The sequence below is a fragment of the Pseudomonas sp. LH1G9 genome (genome assembly GCF_002949975.1).
Lineage (GTDB): Bacteria > Pseudomonadota > Gammaproteobacteria > Pseudomonadales > Pseudomonadaceae > Aquipseudomonas > Aquipseudomonas veronii.
The window spans coordinates 2,416,777-2,432,296 of record NZ_CP026880.1; the positions used below are offsets into that span (position 1 = coordinate 2,416,777).

At 63.7% G+C, this 15,520-nt stretch carries 7 protein-coding genes and 1 pseudogene; 4 read left to right on the top strand and 4 right to left on the bottom strand.

Annotated features, from left to right (window positions below; all coding sequences use genetic code 11):
• The first annotated feature begins 757 nt into the window (after positions 1-757).
• From C5F70_RS11170 to C5F70_RS11180, 3 genes and pseudogenes are all read left to right on the top strand, one after another.
• Positions 758-1,998, top strand: a pseudogene (locus C5F70_RS11170) (exonuclease SbcCD subunit D C-terminal domain-containing protein).
• Positions 1,995-5,633 (top strand): AAA family ATPase, encoded by a 3,639-nt coding sequence (locus C5F70_RS11175; protein WP_104903319.1) that lies wholly within the window; start codon positions 1,995-1,997, stop codon positions 5,631-5,633. Before C5F70_RS11170 ends, C5F70_RS11175 begins: the two are co-directional and overlap by 4 nt.
• Entirely contained in the window at positions 5,630-6,232 is a 603-nt protein-coding gene (locus C5F70_RS11180; RefSeq protein WP_104903320.1) for a glutathione S-transferase, read from the top strand. Before C5F70_RS11175 ends, C5F70_RS11180 begins: the two co-directional genes overlap by 4 nt.
• Before the next feature lie 39 nt (positions 6,233-6,271).
• On the opposite strand, the gene C5F70_RS11185 is transcribed toward C5F70_RS11180, so the two are convergent.
• The 3 genes from C5F70_RS11185 to C5F70_RS11195 all read right to left on the bottom strand — a co-directional run bounded on the left by C5F70_RS11185 (position 6,272) and on the right by C5F70_RS11195 (position 8,056).
• Positions 6,272-6,451 carry a hypothetical protein gene (locus tag C5F70_RS11185; RefSeq protein WP_046490937.1) on the bottom strand — a complete coding sequence of 60 codons (180 nt, stop codon included), beginning with the start codon at positions 6,449-6,451 and terminating at the stop codon, positions 6,272-6,274.
• Between the two features lie 155 nt (positions 6,452-6,606).
• The gene (locus C5F70_RS11190) at positions 6,607-7,782 is read right to left on the bottom strand and encodes a lactonase family protein (RefSeq protein WP_104903321.1); all 1,176 of its coding nucleotides are present in this window, start codon (positions 7,780-7,782) and stop codon (positions 6,607-6,609) included.
• Positions 7,769-8,056 (bottom strand): DUF5629 family protein, encoded by a 288-nt coding sequence (locus tag C5F70_RS11195; RefSeq protein WP_046490933.1) that lies wholly within the window; start codon positions 8,054-8,056, stop codon positions 7,769-7,771. Before C5F70_RS11195 ends, C5F70_RS11190 begins: the two co-directional genes overlap by 14 nt.
• A gap of 141 nt (positions 8,057-8,197) precedes the next feature.
• Here C5F70_RS11195 and C5F70_RS11200 point away from each other — a divergent pair, with 141 nt between their 5' ends.
• Complete coding sequence (locus tag C5F70_RS11200; protein WP_104903322.1) at positions 8,198-13,090, top strand: DUF6543 domain-containing protein; 4,893 nt, start codon at positions 8,198-8,200, stop codon at positions 13,088-13,090.
• A gap of 49 nt (positions 13,091-13,139) precedes the next feature.
• Here C5F70_RS11200 and C5F70_RS11205 read toward each other — a convergent pair whose 3' ends face one another.
• Positions 13,140-15,515 carry an RND family transporter gene (locus C5F70_RS11205; protein WP_104903323.1) on the bottom strand — a complete coding sequence of 792 codons (2,376 nt, stop codon included), beginning with the start codon at positions 15,513-15,515 and terminating at the stop codon, positions 13,140-13,142.
• Positions 15,516-15,520: the final 5 nt, after the last annotated feature.

Here is a 15,520-nt window from a genome sequence, read left to right on the forward strand (position 1 = left end):
AAGCCCCCTCCCACACTGGATCTGCGTCGTCCGATCTACATAGCCCGAACCCTGTCCTTCCGCGCCCTGAATTGCCTGCCCGCCAAGACATAACGCACACCACATACCCCTGTGGGAGGGGGCTTGCCCCCGATAGCGATGGGCCAGACAACACTGAGCAAGCGGACCACCGCCATCGGGGGCAAGCCCCCTCCCACACTGGATCTGCGTCGTCTGGTCGACATAGCCCGAACCTGTCCGACCGCGCCCTGAATTGCCTGCCCGCCAAGGCATAACGCGTCCCCCTGTGGGAGGGGCTTGCCGCCTCCCACACTGGATCTGCGTCGCCTGATCTACATGGCCCGAACCCTGTCCTTCCGCGCCCTGGATTGCCTGCCCGCCAAGACATAACGCACACCGCATCCCCCTGTGGGAGGGGGCTTGCCCCCGATGGCGATGGGCCAGACAACACTGAGCAAGCGGACCACCGCCATCGGGGGCAAGCCCCCTCCCACACTGGATCTGCGTCGTCTGGTCGACATAGCCCGAACCTGTCCGACCGCGCCCTGGATTGCCTGCCCGCCAAGGCATAACGCACACCGCATACCCCTGTGGGAGGGGGCTTGCCCCCGATAGCGATGGGCCAGACAACACTGAGCAAGCGGACCACCACCATCGCAGGCAAGCCGCCTCCCACACTGGATCTGCGTCGTCTGGAGCAGCGTGTGCGCAATACAGGTAAACTCCCCTCCTTTTCATCTTCTCCACGGAGCTCGCCTTGCGTCTGTTTCACACCTCCGACTGGCACCTTGGGCAAAACCTGCATGGCCAGGAGCGCGACTTCGAACACGCCTGTTTCCTCGAGTGGCTGCTGCGCCAGCTCGGCGCGCACGCGCCGGACGTGCTGTTGATCGCCGGTGATATCTTCGACACGGTCAACCCGCCGCTCAAGGCCCAGGAGCGGCTGTACGATTTCATCATCAGCGCCCACGAACAAACCCCCAACCTCACGATTGTGATGATCGCCGGCAACCACGACTCCGGCTCGCGCATCGAATTGCCCGCGCCGTTGATGCGCCGTTTGCGCACCCATGCCCTGGGCCGGGTGTTGTGGCTCGATGACGGGCAACTGGATACCGAGCGCTTGCTGATCCCGCTGCCCGGCGCCGACGGCAAGATCGCCGCCTGGTGCCTGGCGCTGCCATTCCTGCGCCCGGCGGAAGTCACCGGGGCGCAACTGGGCGACGATTACCTGCGCGGTATCGGCCAGGTGCATGAGTGGCTGATTGCCGCAGCCAACGCCAAACGCGAGCCCGGCCAGGCACTGGTTGCCATCAGCCATGCACATATGGCCGGCGGTTCGGTGTCGGAAGACTCCGAGCGCAGCCTGATCATCGGCAACGCCGAAGCGCTGCCCGCCAGCCTGTTCGACGCCAGCGTCAGCTATGTCGCCCTCGGCCACCTGCACAAGCCGCAGCGGGTCAACGGCGAAGAACGCATTCGCTACAGCGGTTCGCCGATTCCGTTGTCGTTTTCCGAAATCGGCTACCAACACCAGATTCTCGACGTGACGTTCGACGGCGCAACCCTGCTCAGCGTCGAACCGCGCCTGATCCCGCGCGCGGTCAACCTGCAACGCCTGGAAGCGGCGCCACTGGCCGATATCCTCAAGCAGCTCGGCGACTTGCCGGACATCGACCTGCTCGCCGAAACCCAACGCCAGCCGTGGCTGGAAGTGCGCGTGCGCCTCGACGAGCCGCAACCCGACCTGCGCCAGCAAATCGAAACCGCCCTGCAAGGCAAGGCCGTGCGCCTGGTGCGTATCGCTGCCGAGTACGCCGGCAAACGCGGCAGCGACGACACCGACAACGAGCGCTTGATCGAACTCGACCAGCTCACCCCCAGGAGCTGTTCAGCCGCGCCTGGCAGGACAACTACGGCAGTGAAGTGGATGAACAGACCTTGAAGGACTTCGCGGTGCTGCTCCAGGAAGTGCAACAGGAGGGCGAACAGCCATGAAGATCCTCGCCATCCGCCTGAAAAACCTCGCCTCCCTGGCGGGCCCGTTTGAGATCGACTTTACCGCCGAGCCCCTGGCCAGCGCCGGGTTGTTCGCGATTACCGGGCCGACCGGCGCCGGCAAAAGTACCCTGCTCGACGCGCTGTGCCTGGCGCTGTTCGGTGCCGTGCCGCGCCTGGGCGATACCGGCCAGGCCAAGATGCCCGACGCCGACAGCGATATTTCCATCGGCGACCCGCGCACGTTGCTGCGACGCGGCACCGGCGGCGGGTATGCCGAGGTCGACTTTGTCGGCGTCAACGGCCGCCGTTACCGTGCGCGCTGGGAAGCCAACCGCGCCCGCGACAAAGCCAGCGGCAAGTTGCAGAACAGCCGGCAAAGCCTGATCGACCTGGACAGCGACCAGTTGCTGGCGAGCCAGAAAACCGAATACAAGACCCAGCTGGAGTTGGCCCTGGGCCTGAACTTCGAACAGTTCACCCGCGCGGTGCTGCTGGCGCAGAGCGAGTTCAGCGCCTTCCTCAAGGCCAACGACAACGAGCGCAGCGAACTGCTGGAAAAGCTCACCGACACCGCGCTCTACACCCAACTCGGCCGTCGCGCCTTCGACAAGGCCAAGGACGCCAAGGACGCCCACAAACAGCTGCAGGACCAGGCCACCGGCGTGGAACCCCTGGCCGAGCAAGCTCGCGCCGAACTGGACCAACAATTGGCCAACGCGCAGCAACAGCTCAAGACCGAGCAAGCCCAGCTCAAGCAACTGGAGCTGCAGCACACCTGGCTCAAGGAACTGCGCGAATGGCAGGAGCGCAAGCTCAGTGCCGTCGAACAGTTGCAGCAAGCCCAGCAGCACTGGGACAGCCAAGGCCCGCAGCGCGAGGACTTGAGCCGCTTGGAACAGTTGGCGCCGCAGCGTCATCACTTCGCGCGCCAGGCTGAGCTCGACACCTTGCTCACGCCGCTGGCCGCGCACATTCAAGCGCAGATCGAGCAGCAAACCGATCTGCATGGCCGCCAGGAGCAAGCCCTACAACAGCAGGCATCGGCCCAAACAGCGCTGGCCGCGGCCCTGCAAGCTCAGGCCGACGCCGGGCCTTTGCTGCGCCAGGCCTTCGAGGAACAGAACACCCTCGCCCACCTGAACAAGGAACTGGCCAAGCGCAACGAGGACCAGCAACAGCACGAAACAGCCTGCGCCGAAGGTCAGGCCTTGCTCAAGGGCTTGCAGGAAAAGCACACCCTCGTCGCCGAGCGCCTGCAACGCCTGGCCGCCGGCCTGGAACGCAGCGCCGCCCTCGCGCCGTTGAGCGAGGCCTGGAATGCCTACCGCGACCGCCTGCAACAACTGATGCTGGTCGGCAATCGCCTGAACAAAGGTCAGGCCGAACTGCCGCAGCTTGAACAGCGCGCCACCGCCGCCGCCGAGAAGTTCGCCCAACAACGCGATGCCCTCGACCTGCTGCACCAGGAGGCCGGCGCCGAACCTCACGCCGTCGCCGAGCAGATCCAGTTACTCGCCAGCCTGCTGCAAGACAATCGCAAGCAGCAACGCGCCTTCGAAGACCTGACCCGGCTGTGGGACAACCAGCAACAGCTGGACCAGCAAGCCAGCGTGTTGACGCAAAAACTCGCGGACGCGCAACAACAACGCGATCAGTTGAACCAGACCGGCCTGCACACCAAAGCCGAACTCACGCGCGCCGAACAGACCCTGACGGTGACCAAGCAACTGCTGGAGCGCCAGCGCCTGGCCCGCAGTGCCAGTGTCGAGGAGTTGCGCGGGCAATTGCAGGATGACCAGCCCTGCCCGGTGTGCGGCAGCCAAGCGCATCCGTATCACCAACCCGAAGCGTTGCTGCACAGCCTCGGTCGCCACGACGAAAACGAAGAGGCGATGGCGCAGAAAGCCGTCGACAGCCTCAAGGAAAAACTCACCGAGCTGCGCGGTGAAGTCGGCGGTTTGATCGCCCAGCAAAAGGAATTCCTGCAGCAACAGGAGCAACTGGCAATCCAACAGCAAGCCCTGGCGCCGAGCCTGGACGCGCACCCGCTGGCGGCCGCGCTGTTCAATCAGGAGGCGGCCCGGCGCAGCACCTGGCTGGCCCAGCAGCTCAGTCAACTGACGCAAAACATCACCCAGGACGAGCAACGCCAAGGCGCCCTGCTCAACCTGCAACAAAACGCCGGGCGCCTGCAGCAACAGCTGCAAGCCGCCCAGGACGCCAGCCAGCAGGCCCGCCAGTTGCTGATCGACCAGCAACGCGAACTGGCCAACGACCGCGAACGCCTCGACGAAGAACTCCAGGCGTTCGCCAGCCTGTTGCCGACCGAGACACTCGAGGGCCTGCGCAGCGAACCGGCGGCGACCTTCATGCAGTTGGACCAACAGGTCGGTCAGCGCCTCGAACAGTTGGCCCATCAGCGCGATGAACTGGCCGAGCAACAAACGCGTCAGCAGGCGATCGAGAAAGAACACACCCATCAGCAACATCGCCAGCAGCAACTCGACGCATTGCGCCAGCAGGTCAGCGAACTGGCCGCCCAGCAACACGCGGCCCAGGAAAAACTCACCCGCCTGCTCGGTGAACACCCACGCGCCGAAGACTGGCAACAGCAACTCGAACAGGCCGTGGCGCAGTCTCGGCAAAGCGAAGCCGACGCCAATCAACAACTGCAGGACATCCGCAACGCCTTGATCCAACTGGCCGCCGACCTCAAGGCCCAGCAAGACCGCCAGCACACGCTGCACGCCGAACAACACGCGCTCGCGACACGCTTGGCCGAGTGGCGCGCTCTGCACCCCGACCTGGACGACGCCGGGCTCAAGCGCCTGCTGGCCTTGGACGAGGCCCATGCCAGCGCACTGCGCCAGCAACTGCACAACAGCGAAAAAGCCGTCGAGCAAGCCCGGGTTCTGCTGCAGGAGCGCGAACAACGCCTGGCCGAGCACCAGGCGCTGCACAACGGCAACCTCGACGCCGAACAACTGGACGCCCAACTGGCCACGCTCAACCAGCAACTGGCCGAGGGCGAAAAACACTGCGCCGAACTGCGCGCGCGGCAATCCGAAGACCAGCGCCGCCAGGATGCCAACCACGCCCTGGCCGAACAGATCACCAAGGCTTATGAAGAATGGCAACGCTGGGCGCGCCTCAATGCGCTGATCGGCTCGGCCACCGGCGACACCTTCCGCAAGATCGCCCAGGCCTACAACCTCGATTTGCTGGTACACCACGCCAACGTGCAACTGCGCCAACTGGTGCGCCGCTACCGCCTCAAACGCGGCGGCAGCATGCTCGGCCTGCTGGTGATGGACACGGAAATGGGCGACGAACTGCGCTCGGTGCATTCGTTGTCCGGCGGCGAGACGTTCCTCGTCTCCCTGGCGCTGGCGCTGGGCCTGGCGTCGATGGCCTCGAGTACCTTGAAGATCGAGTCGCTGTTTATCGACGAAGGTTTCGGCAGCCTCGACCCGGAATCCCTGCAATTGGCCATGGACGCGCTGGACGGCCTGCAAGCCCAGGGCCGCAAGGTGGCGGTGATTTCCCACGTACAGGAAATGCACGAGCGCATTCCGGTGCAGATCCAGGTCAAGCGTCAGGGCAATGGTTTGAGCACCGTGGAGGTGAAGTGAGCGAGGCGCTGCTGTACTCGTTTCGCCGTTGCCCCTACGCGATGCGCGCCCGCCTGGCCCTGCGCTATTGCGGCGTGCCGCTGCGGATTGTCGAAGTCAACCTCAAGGCCAAGCCGGCCGAGATGCTCGCGCTGTCGTCCAAAGGCACGGTGCCGGTGTTGAGCGTCGACGGTCGGGTGATCGACGAAAGCCTGGACATCATGCGCTGGGCCCTCGCGCAAAACGATCCGCAAGACTGGTTGCTGCAGGGTGATCCCGCGGTGCTGGCGCTGATTGCCGAGAATGACCTGGGCTTCAAACATCACTTGAATCACTACAAGTATGCCGAGCGCTACCCGGAGCGGCCGATGGAAGCGTATCGGGCCGACGGTGAGGTGTTTTTGCAGAAGCTGGAGGCGTTGCTGGCTGACCGTGCGTATTTGCTCGCCGAGCATCCAAGCCTTGCGGATATGGCTGTGGCGCCGTTTGTGCGGCAGTTTGCCCATGTCGATCGGGAGTGGTTTGCGCGCACCTCATATCGACGGGTGCAGGCGTGGTTGCAGTGGTTTCTGGACTCGCCGCTGTTTATCGCGGTGATGGCCAAGCCTGAATCTGTCTGAATCGATGTGGGAGCGGGCGCGCCGGCTCCCACAGGTCGCTCAGTACTGGGTTTTGTGATCCAGTGCGGCGTAGAAGTTGGCACTCTGTTGCAGGTATTTCTGGGTGTAGGCGCTGGTGCTGGATTGTTTGCCGATGATGTTCACGCTGGCCGCAGCTGGCAGTACAACAGTGGCGGAAACAGCGGAGGCGGCGATGATCGAGAAGAGATTGAAGTTCATGTCGGTAACCCTTGTGTTCGTTTGGTTGAGTGGCCGGGGAGGCCTTGGAACTCAACTTACGCCCGAGGGTTGGGCCTTAGAAATGCTTTGAAACAGTAGCTGTTATTAATCGAATTAATAAAGAGGATCAGGCCCCGACGTGCGGGGCCTATGGCTTATTGACGCACCAGGAACTTGAGGTCGCTGGGCGCATCGATCGGTAGTTTTTGCACGGTTTTGCCGAGCAGGCCGGTGTGTGGGTCGCGTTCGACCACCACGATTTCATTGCTTTTCTGGTTGGCGATCAGCAGGAACTTGCCGCTCGGGTCCAGGCTGAACTCGCGCGGGTGGTCGCCGTCCACGGAACGGCGCTGCAGTTCCTTGAGATGCGCGGTCGCCGGATCGATGCTGAACACCAGCAACTGATTGGCCGTGCCGCGATTGCTCACGTACAGGAACTTGCCATCGCTGGAAGCGTGCAGCGCCGCGCCGGCCTTGTCGGACACCGGTTGCCCGGCGGCGAAGTCCACCAGCTGGGTTTGGTTGAGCGTGCCGTCGTGGTAATCGAACACCGCGACCTGAGCGCTCATCTCGGTGGTCAGCCAGGCATGTTTGCCGTCCGCGCTGAACAGCAAATGACGCGGGCCGCTGCCCGGCGGCAAGGGCACCGACGCCGGGTTGGCCGGGGTCAGGGGCTGCTCAGGGTTGGCCTTGGGATCGTAGCGGTAGGCAAACACCTTGTCCGCGCCGAGATCCTGCACAAACACATACTTGCCATCCGGCGCCGGCACCACCGAATGCACATGGTTGGACGCCTGGCGTTGCGGGTTGACGCGGCTCGCCGGGTGCCCGCTCAACTGCACGGGCGCCGCCAGTTTGCCTTGGGCGTCCAGCGGCAGAATCGCCAGGCTGCCGCCCGGGTCTTCAAGCACTGAATAGTTGGCGACGAACAGGTAGCGGCCATCGGCGGCTACGCTGGAATGCGTCGGCTCGCTGCCCAGGCTTTGTACCTGGTTGATCAGCGTGAGCTGATGGTTCTGCGGGTCGATGCGGTAGCTGCTGACGCGACCGACCGCGTCCTGTTGGCCGGGGCCGTTTTCATTGACGACAAACAGATGCTGCTGATCCTTGGAGACGGTCAGCCAGGACGGGTTGGCCGTTTTCGCCGCCAATACCGGCTTGCCCTGGAACCGCCCGGTGCGGCTGTCGAATTGCAGGCGATAGATCCCTTCGCTGCTGCCGGCGGTGTAGCTGCCGACCAGCAGTTCATGGGTGTCGGCCGGTGCAGCCTGTACCGACATCGCCCCGACGCTGCCCGCGATCAACAAGGGCCAGAATTTACGCATCAGCATCCGCTTCATCCTCGTCATTGTTGTTGCCGGTGAAGGCATTCACGCAGACCAGGCGGTGCTCGCCCACATCACCGGTCAGCGTCCAGCTTTGCAGAGTCTCATCGAAGACTGCGGCCTGCAGCTGTTCCTGGCTGAAACTCCAGCGTTTTTGCGCACGGCCATCCATGGCGATGATCAGCAGCTTTTCTTCATCCAGTGCGAACTCGAAGGCATGCAGCCCGTCGATTTCAAGCATGTCGCTGGTGGCAAGGACGGCCGTCAAAGTAGTAGTCATCACAGTCTTTCATCAGGTTCAAAGGGCTAATGATAGGCCACTTTGCCGCCAGGACCTAAAACCATAACCGGCTACCGCATCGGCGCCACACCGCGGATTACCGTGCAAGGGCACGTCTTTATTCAACGTAAAGGAATACCCATGCCAGACCGCAATCCCCCCCTCGCCGCCGACCCGCTGCGGGAAGCGCTTGAAGCCCAGTTTCTCAAGCGCCCGACACTGCGCGCAGTCACCGCGCAGATGCTGGCGCGCAACCTGGCGGAGAAATATCCGCCGTTGACACACCCCCTCGCCGACCTGCGACTGGCCGTGCCCCGTGACGGTGGCGGGCGGGCGTTGCTGCCGTTGCTGGAGGTCGCGCTGAGCCATCTCGCCGACGGCAGCTTTCCCGATGTGTCGACGCGCCACGGCCTGGATAGCTACTTGAGCGATGCCAGCGGCACGCGGCTCGGTTATCCGGCCAATGGCGCCCACGCCTATGATCTTGACGTCATCGAAGCCGTCATTCGCGAACTGCCGTCGCTGCTGTTTATCGGCTTCCAAGACGCCATGGCCAGCTATTGGGGCGAAGACAGCGACGCCGGCGGCAGCCGCTGGAAATGGCTGGCCGACGTGCTGCAAGGCACGCTGCTCGACGCCGCCGCACGCCACGCCCAACCGCTGGACATCCTCAATACGCTGGCGCGCTACCCAGACCGTGCCACCCGCGCACGCCGCCCGGCCCCCGACAACGCGATTCATGCCTATACGCTAGAGGCGCACCTGACGCGCGCAGGCAGCCTGCTCACGCTGCAAGCGAGCGACCTGCTGGTGGTGTGCCGCGAGCAGGTGTTGCTGTGCCGTCTATCCGGCGCAATCGAGACCTACCCTGACCTGGACGCCTTCGGCCAGGCCTGGTCCGACCACCTGCAACAGCGCTTCAGCGTCGACAGCATCACCTGGCAGCAGTACGAACCCGACGGCAATATTTTCGAGGTCCAGGCCGCGCTGATCCTCAACCAGCAATTGGAGGACCTGGCCGCCCTGCAACTCCCGGCCAACAGCACGGTGCAGGCCTTGGAACAACAGTTTGCCGACATCACCCAACCGGCGCGGTTTTTCGCCCGCGCCCGCGGCACGGCGCTGGCCACGCTGGCGTCTCTCCAGGCCGCCCTGCCCGACTGGCTGCAACGCGCCAGCGCCGCCGACCGCCTGGCTTACCGCGAATGCCTGCTTGAACAGGCCGGGATCAAGCGCCAGACCCTCGGCGATTCCGACTTCGATGGCCTGGAAACCCTGCATAGCTATGCCGCCGAGCACTTGAACCATCAACTGTGCCTGGATCGCGCTGTCGCCCTGGGCGGCCAGCGTACCTGCAACGACGCGGCACGCGCTGCCGGCTACCGGGCCGACGAGTTGACCCTGACCTTTCATGTCGCGGTGGGCAGCCTTGCAGGTGGTTACCTCGCGCCGGTATCCATGAGCCTGGTGGACCTGGCGCTGAAGAACCTGTCGGGAAGCCCCAGAGGCCGCATGACGCTCAGCCATCGCAGCGGCCGGGCGCTCGAAGCGTGGTTGACGCCCGCCTACGTGCTGCAACTGGTCCAGCGTGTGGACATCGGCAACAACTATCCCGCCTACCTGCGCCGGGAACTGATGGGCGACACCGCCGCCGCGCGCAAACGCCAGCGGCTGTTCAACCAACAGCGGCCCCTGCACCTGAAAACCCAGGCGCTGGAGCACGCGCTCCGCGGCGAAGCCGGCCTGACCGCGCGCGGCGCGCGCTGTGTGCGGGCACTGCTCGCAACCAACCCGCTGGCACGCCGGGTCGATGGCGACGAAATGGTCATCCGCCCCCTGGCCTTTCTGCGCACGCCGGCAGCCACGGCGGACGTGGCGCAGAACATGTTCATCATCGAACCGCTCGACACCCGGCTGGGGCCGCACCTGCTATACCGTCCGGCCTATCGCGACGCGCTGCTCGAGTTCAGCAGCCGCGAACACCTGCTGGCGGCCATTGTGCAACCCGGTGCGCTACAGGACAGCGTGCTGACCTGGCTGCCCGACCCGGCCAGGGCGATCTACAGCAACGGCGGGTTCAGCCAGCCGCACATCCTGCGCATCGGCATCGGTTCGGAGTTCGACCGGCTGCCCGAGGTGCCCAAACCCGCCGAATTGGCGCCGGCCGGCGATGCGAGCGGCGACGAAATCCTCCAAGCGCTCAACCACGGCAGCCTGATGGACTATCTGTTCGGCTGCGAAACCCGCCAGTTGCTGGACCAGGCCGAGCGCGAGTCGACCTCGAACGCGCAAAGCCGCTGGGCGTTGATCCTCGAAGGCATGCAATTGGGCTTCAACACCTTGTTGATGGCCGTGCGCGGCCCCCTGGCGACGATCGGCTGGCTGATCCAGGCGACGCAAAGCCTGACCCAGGACCTGCCGGCGCTGGAGAGCCCTGACCCTACGGCGAAAGAGCTGGCGTGGGTCGACCTGCTGCTCAACATCGGCATGCTGCTGGTGCATCAAGGCCCCCTCAGCGCGCACAGCGCCAGCCCGCCGCTCGACGAACAGCCCGTCACGCGCACGCCCTTCCGACGCCCGCCCGGCCTGGCAACCCGCCATGCCGCGGCGGTCGAACGCGGCGTCATCGGCCTGCCCAGCGAACCACCCGGCGGTGGCCGCACGCCGTTGGACTTCGACCATTCGCTGGCCGGCGACACCGCCGCGGCCGCGCTGCTGGAGAAACTGCGCGCCGTCAACGTGCCGTGGCCCGTGCCCGCTCCCGCGCCACTCGACACCGGGCCTCACCAAGGTTTGTACCGCATCAACGGCCTGTGGCATGCCTCGGTGGCCGGGCTGTTATTCAGGGTGAGCATCGTCCCGGGTTTTGCTGACGTGTTCATCGTTCATCCGCAAAAACCCGAACATCCCGGGATTTTGCTGAGCACCGACGGCAACGGCCATTGGTCGCTGGACCGCGGGCTCAAACTGCTGGGTGGCGGGCCCAAGCGCCTGGCCGCCTTGCGCGAAGAAAACCTGCGCAAGAAACAAGAAGTGCTCGCCCGGGTGCAAGTGCTCAGTGAAGACATGCAGCACCTGATGGCGCCATTCCAGGCAGCGAGCACGCAGATATCTCCCGCCCTGGACGCCTTGGTCAAACAACGCAAAACCGCGCAGTTGGTGTGGAACCTGCTGCAAAAAGCCAGCGACCAGCAAAGGCCCGCCCTGGAAACACGGCATCAGCGCGAAACCCTCAAGCATCAGCAATTGCGCACCGAATTCCAGATTCTGCTGGAGAACCTGGAATTGCTGTTTGCCCAATCACTCGCCCCGCGCCTGGAGATGGTCAAGCTCGGCGTAGAACTGGAAAAAGTCGGCGGCGCTGGCGTGCATGTGCATGACCGCGCGAAAATCCTCAAGACGGTCTGGGACCAACAACTGTTTATCCACGAGATGCTCCTGGGCCGGTTGAACGCCATGCGCTTTTCCGGCGCGGGCGAACCCATGGCGCGAATGGCGCGCCGCATGTTCGTGAATAACTTGCTCGGCGACTCGACGGTCTACGACGAATACGTGCGCAACGCCACCGAGTCAGCAAACATCCGCCAGCACATGGCCGAGGTTTCCGTTGCCATGGAAACCACCCTGGAACAGCTGGAAAACGATTCGCTGGCGGGGCGCACGATACGCCAGGAGTTGCTGACACAGATCGAATATCCGCAGAACTTTTTCCCCGACAACCTGCGGCTCAATGCCCTCGACTACCTGGCCGTCAGCAGCGTGGAGATGACCGATGTACGCCTGCCGCCGCAGGAAGAGCTGTACGTCAAACGCCTGGAGCAAACCGACCTGAGCGCGGCGCTGCTGTCTCACGTCGAAGTGCGCAGCAGCACCGAATACACCCTGGTCGAACAACGGCATGTGTACGAGAGCGTGCTGAAAAAGTACCGCCGTTATGAAGAGGCGATCCGCGTACTCAAGGCGCTCCACCCGAGCCGCCTGCGCCCGCAGGCCGAACGTCTGCTGGCGGGCCTCGAATACGCCCAGGCGCTGGCGAACAGCGAGCTGGAATCGGTGGTGCGCAAGCAGGAAGCGTTGGAGGTGGTGCTGCCGCTGTCGAAAACCCTGCGCGCCAAGGCGCCGACAAAGCGCGTGTTCAAGACCCGCAAAAAAGAGTATTTGATCGGCGAACTCAAGCCGGCCGATGCGCAGAACGCCGAGGAGCACTTCACCCTCACCGATACGCTGACCGGTGAAGCCGTTGCCTCTTTCAACAAGCACGCGGACGGCTGGGCGACCACCGCCGAACCGCCTTCCCAAGCCCCCACGCAGCCCCCGCGAGGCCGCACGCTGGCGACCCTCAAAGGTTTGGCCCAGACGCTGATCGAACAGCGCCGCGACATTGAACGCGTCATTACCGCCGACCGGCAAAAACTCGACTCGCCGCGCACACGCCAACAGGTCAACCCGGGCGACTGGGATGAGCTGCTCAGCGGGCACGCGGACAAGCTCACCGCGCTGGCCGAGGAAATCCAGCGCGACCACCTCGACAAACCCTCGGCCCAGGACCTGATCGATGAGTACCAGGCCCAGGCCCGCGATATGCTGCGGCTGGCGGAACGGGTGTGCAGCGAGGGCTACAAGCGTCAATGGCCGACCCAGGAGAGCCTCGAGTATCTGTGGCAACACCAGCAGATCGATATCAACCTGACCAGCCTGGCCGACCCGCAACGGCCGACCCTCAGTGGCGATTTCTTCACCGAATACGCGGTGTATGACAAAGCGAAAAAACCGCCGACGGTGCTGTGGTATGCCCACTTCCATTACGCCAGCGCCGACGCCCCGCCCGCGCGCTATACCCGCGCCCATCTGAAACTGGCGGAGCAGCGCAAATACACGCAGAAAGATTTGCTCAAGCAACACGTCCAGAGCAGCTTGCGCAACCCCCAGGAGCCGGGCGCCGAGCCGATCAGGCGGATTGTCTACGTATTGATCACGCCGCCGGTGGATCAGTTGTTCCTGGCGATCGCGCCCATACCGCGCGCAAGCCGGTGAGCGCAGCCTGACGTTGCCGGTGGGGGCGCAACCGCCCCCACCGCCGCACTCAGTGGGCGAACAGCGAGTTGCCTTTCTGCCCGGCCAACTTCTCCGGTTTGATCAGGAACCGCGCCAGCGCCGGCAGCAGCCACAGCGCACCGAACATGTTCCACAGCAGCATGAAGGTCAGCATCAGGCCCATGTCGGCCTGGAACTTGATCGCCGAGAAGATCCAGGTACACACGCCGATCGCCAGGCACAACCCTGTGAACAGCACCGCCTTGCCTGTGGACTTGAGCGTCTGGTAGTACGCCTCTTGCAACGGCAGGCCAGCGCGCAGGAAACTTTCCAGACGGCTGTAGATGTAAATGCCGTAGTCCACGCCGATGCCCACGCCAAGGGCCACCACCGGCAAGGTCGCGACCTTGACGCCGATGCCCATGAACGCCATCAGCGCGTTGCCCAGCACCGAGGTCAGCACCAGCGGCAGCACGATGCACAGGGTCGCCGCCCAAGAGCGGAAGGTGATCATGCACATGGTCGCCACGCACAGGTACACCAGGATCAGGATGGTCAGTTCCGACTCCTTGATCACCTCGTTGGTGGCGGCCTCGATCCCGGCGTTACCGGCGGCGAGGATGAACTCCAGGCCGTCCTTGTTGTTTTCCTTGGCGAAGTCCTGCACCGCATGCACGGCGCGGTCGAGGGTTTCGGCCTTGTGGTCGTTGAGGAACACCAGCACCGGCGCCAGGGAGCAGTTGTTGTTGTACAGGCCATCGGCACGGGCGATGGAGTTGTTCAGCACATCCGGGTTGCGCGATAAGGTTTCCCATTTCAGGTTGCCCTCGTTCATGCCCTTGATCATCTGCTTGGACACGGTCACCAGCGAGATCGCCGACTGCACGCCCTCGGTGTTCTGCATCTTCCACATCAACTGGTCGATGGGCGCCATGGCATCATAGCGCGAGCAGCCTTCGGCCTTGGTCTTGACCATCACCACCAGCACGTCGGAACTGGTGGAGTAGTTGCTGATGATAAAGTTGTTGTCCTTGTTGTAGCGCGAATCCGGGCGTAGCTCCGGCGCGCCCTGGTCCAAGTCGCCGATCTTGAGGTGCTGGCTGTACCAGAGGCCGCCGCTGAACGCGACCAGCGCCAGGGCGACGGAAATCGGCGCGACCTTCGGGTTGGCGAAATTCGACAGCAGGCGCCAGAACGGGTGTTCGCGATTCGCGTCTTTCTTGCTCCTGGCCACGGCGCGCTTGCTGATGCCCGCGTAGGAAATCGCCACCGGCAGCAGGATCAGGTTGGTAAACACGATCACCGCCACGCCGATGGACGCGCCGATGGCCAGTTCCCGGATCACCCCGATGTCGATGATCAGCAGGGTAATGAAACCCACCGCATCCGCCAGAATCGCGATCATCCCCGGCAGGAACAGTTGCCGGAAGGTCCGCCGTGCGGCAGTCAGCGCATTGTCCGCGTCGCTCGATTGCAGGGCGATACCGTTGATCTTCTGCACGCCGTGGGAAATACCGATGGCGAAGATCAGGAACGGCACCAGCATCGAATATGGATCGAGCCCGAAGCCGAAGAAGTGCATCAAGCCGAGTTGCCAGACCACCGCCACCAGCGTCGTGCTCAACACCGCGACGGTGCTGCGCAGGCAGTTGGTGAACCACAGCAACAGCACCAGCGTGATGACGAAGGCAACGCCGAAGAACAACACGACCATCACCAGCCCGTCGATCAGGTCGCCGACCTTCTTGGCGAAACCGACGATGTGGATCTTGACGTTGGGGTTCTGCGCTTCGAACTTGGTGCGGATCTTGTCTTCCAGTTCATGGGAGAACTGCCGATAGTCCAGCGCCAGCAACTTGCCCTGGTCCTGCGGGTCCGGGTAGGACTCCAGCAGCGGGATGTCGACAATGCTCGACTTGAAGTCGTTGGACACCAGGCGCCCGACCTGGCCGGACTTGAGCACGTTGTTGCGCAGTTGATCGAGGCTTTGCGGCGAGCCGTTGTAGCTCTGCGGGATCACTTCCCCGCCGGCAAAGCCTTCCTCGGTGACTTCGGTCCAGCGCACGCTGGGGCTCCACAGCGACTTGAGGCCCGAGCGGTCGACGCCAGAGATGTAGAACACCTCGTCGTTGATCTGCCGCAGGGTCTCCATGTAGTCCTTGGTGAAGATGTCACCGTCCTTGGCCTCCACCGAGATACGCACCGTGTTGCCCAGGTTGGCCAGGTCGTTGCGGTGTTCCATCATCTTTTCGATGAAGGGGTGCTTGAGCGGGATCATCTTTTCGAAGCTGGTGGAGGGGCGAATCAACGTCGCCTGCCAGAACAGGAAAATACTCACCAGCAGGCAGATGACGATCACTGCCGGGCGGTTGTTGAAGATCAGGCGCTCAAGAAAGGTCGCTTTATCGTTGTGATGACTGCTCATTCTTT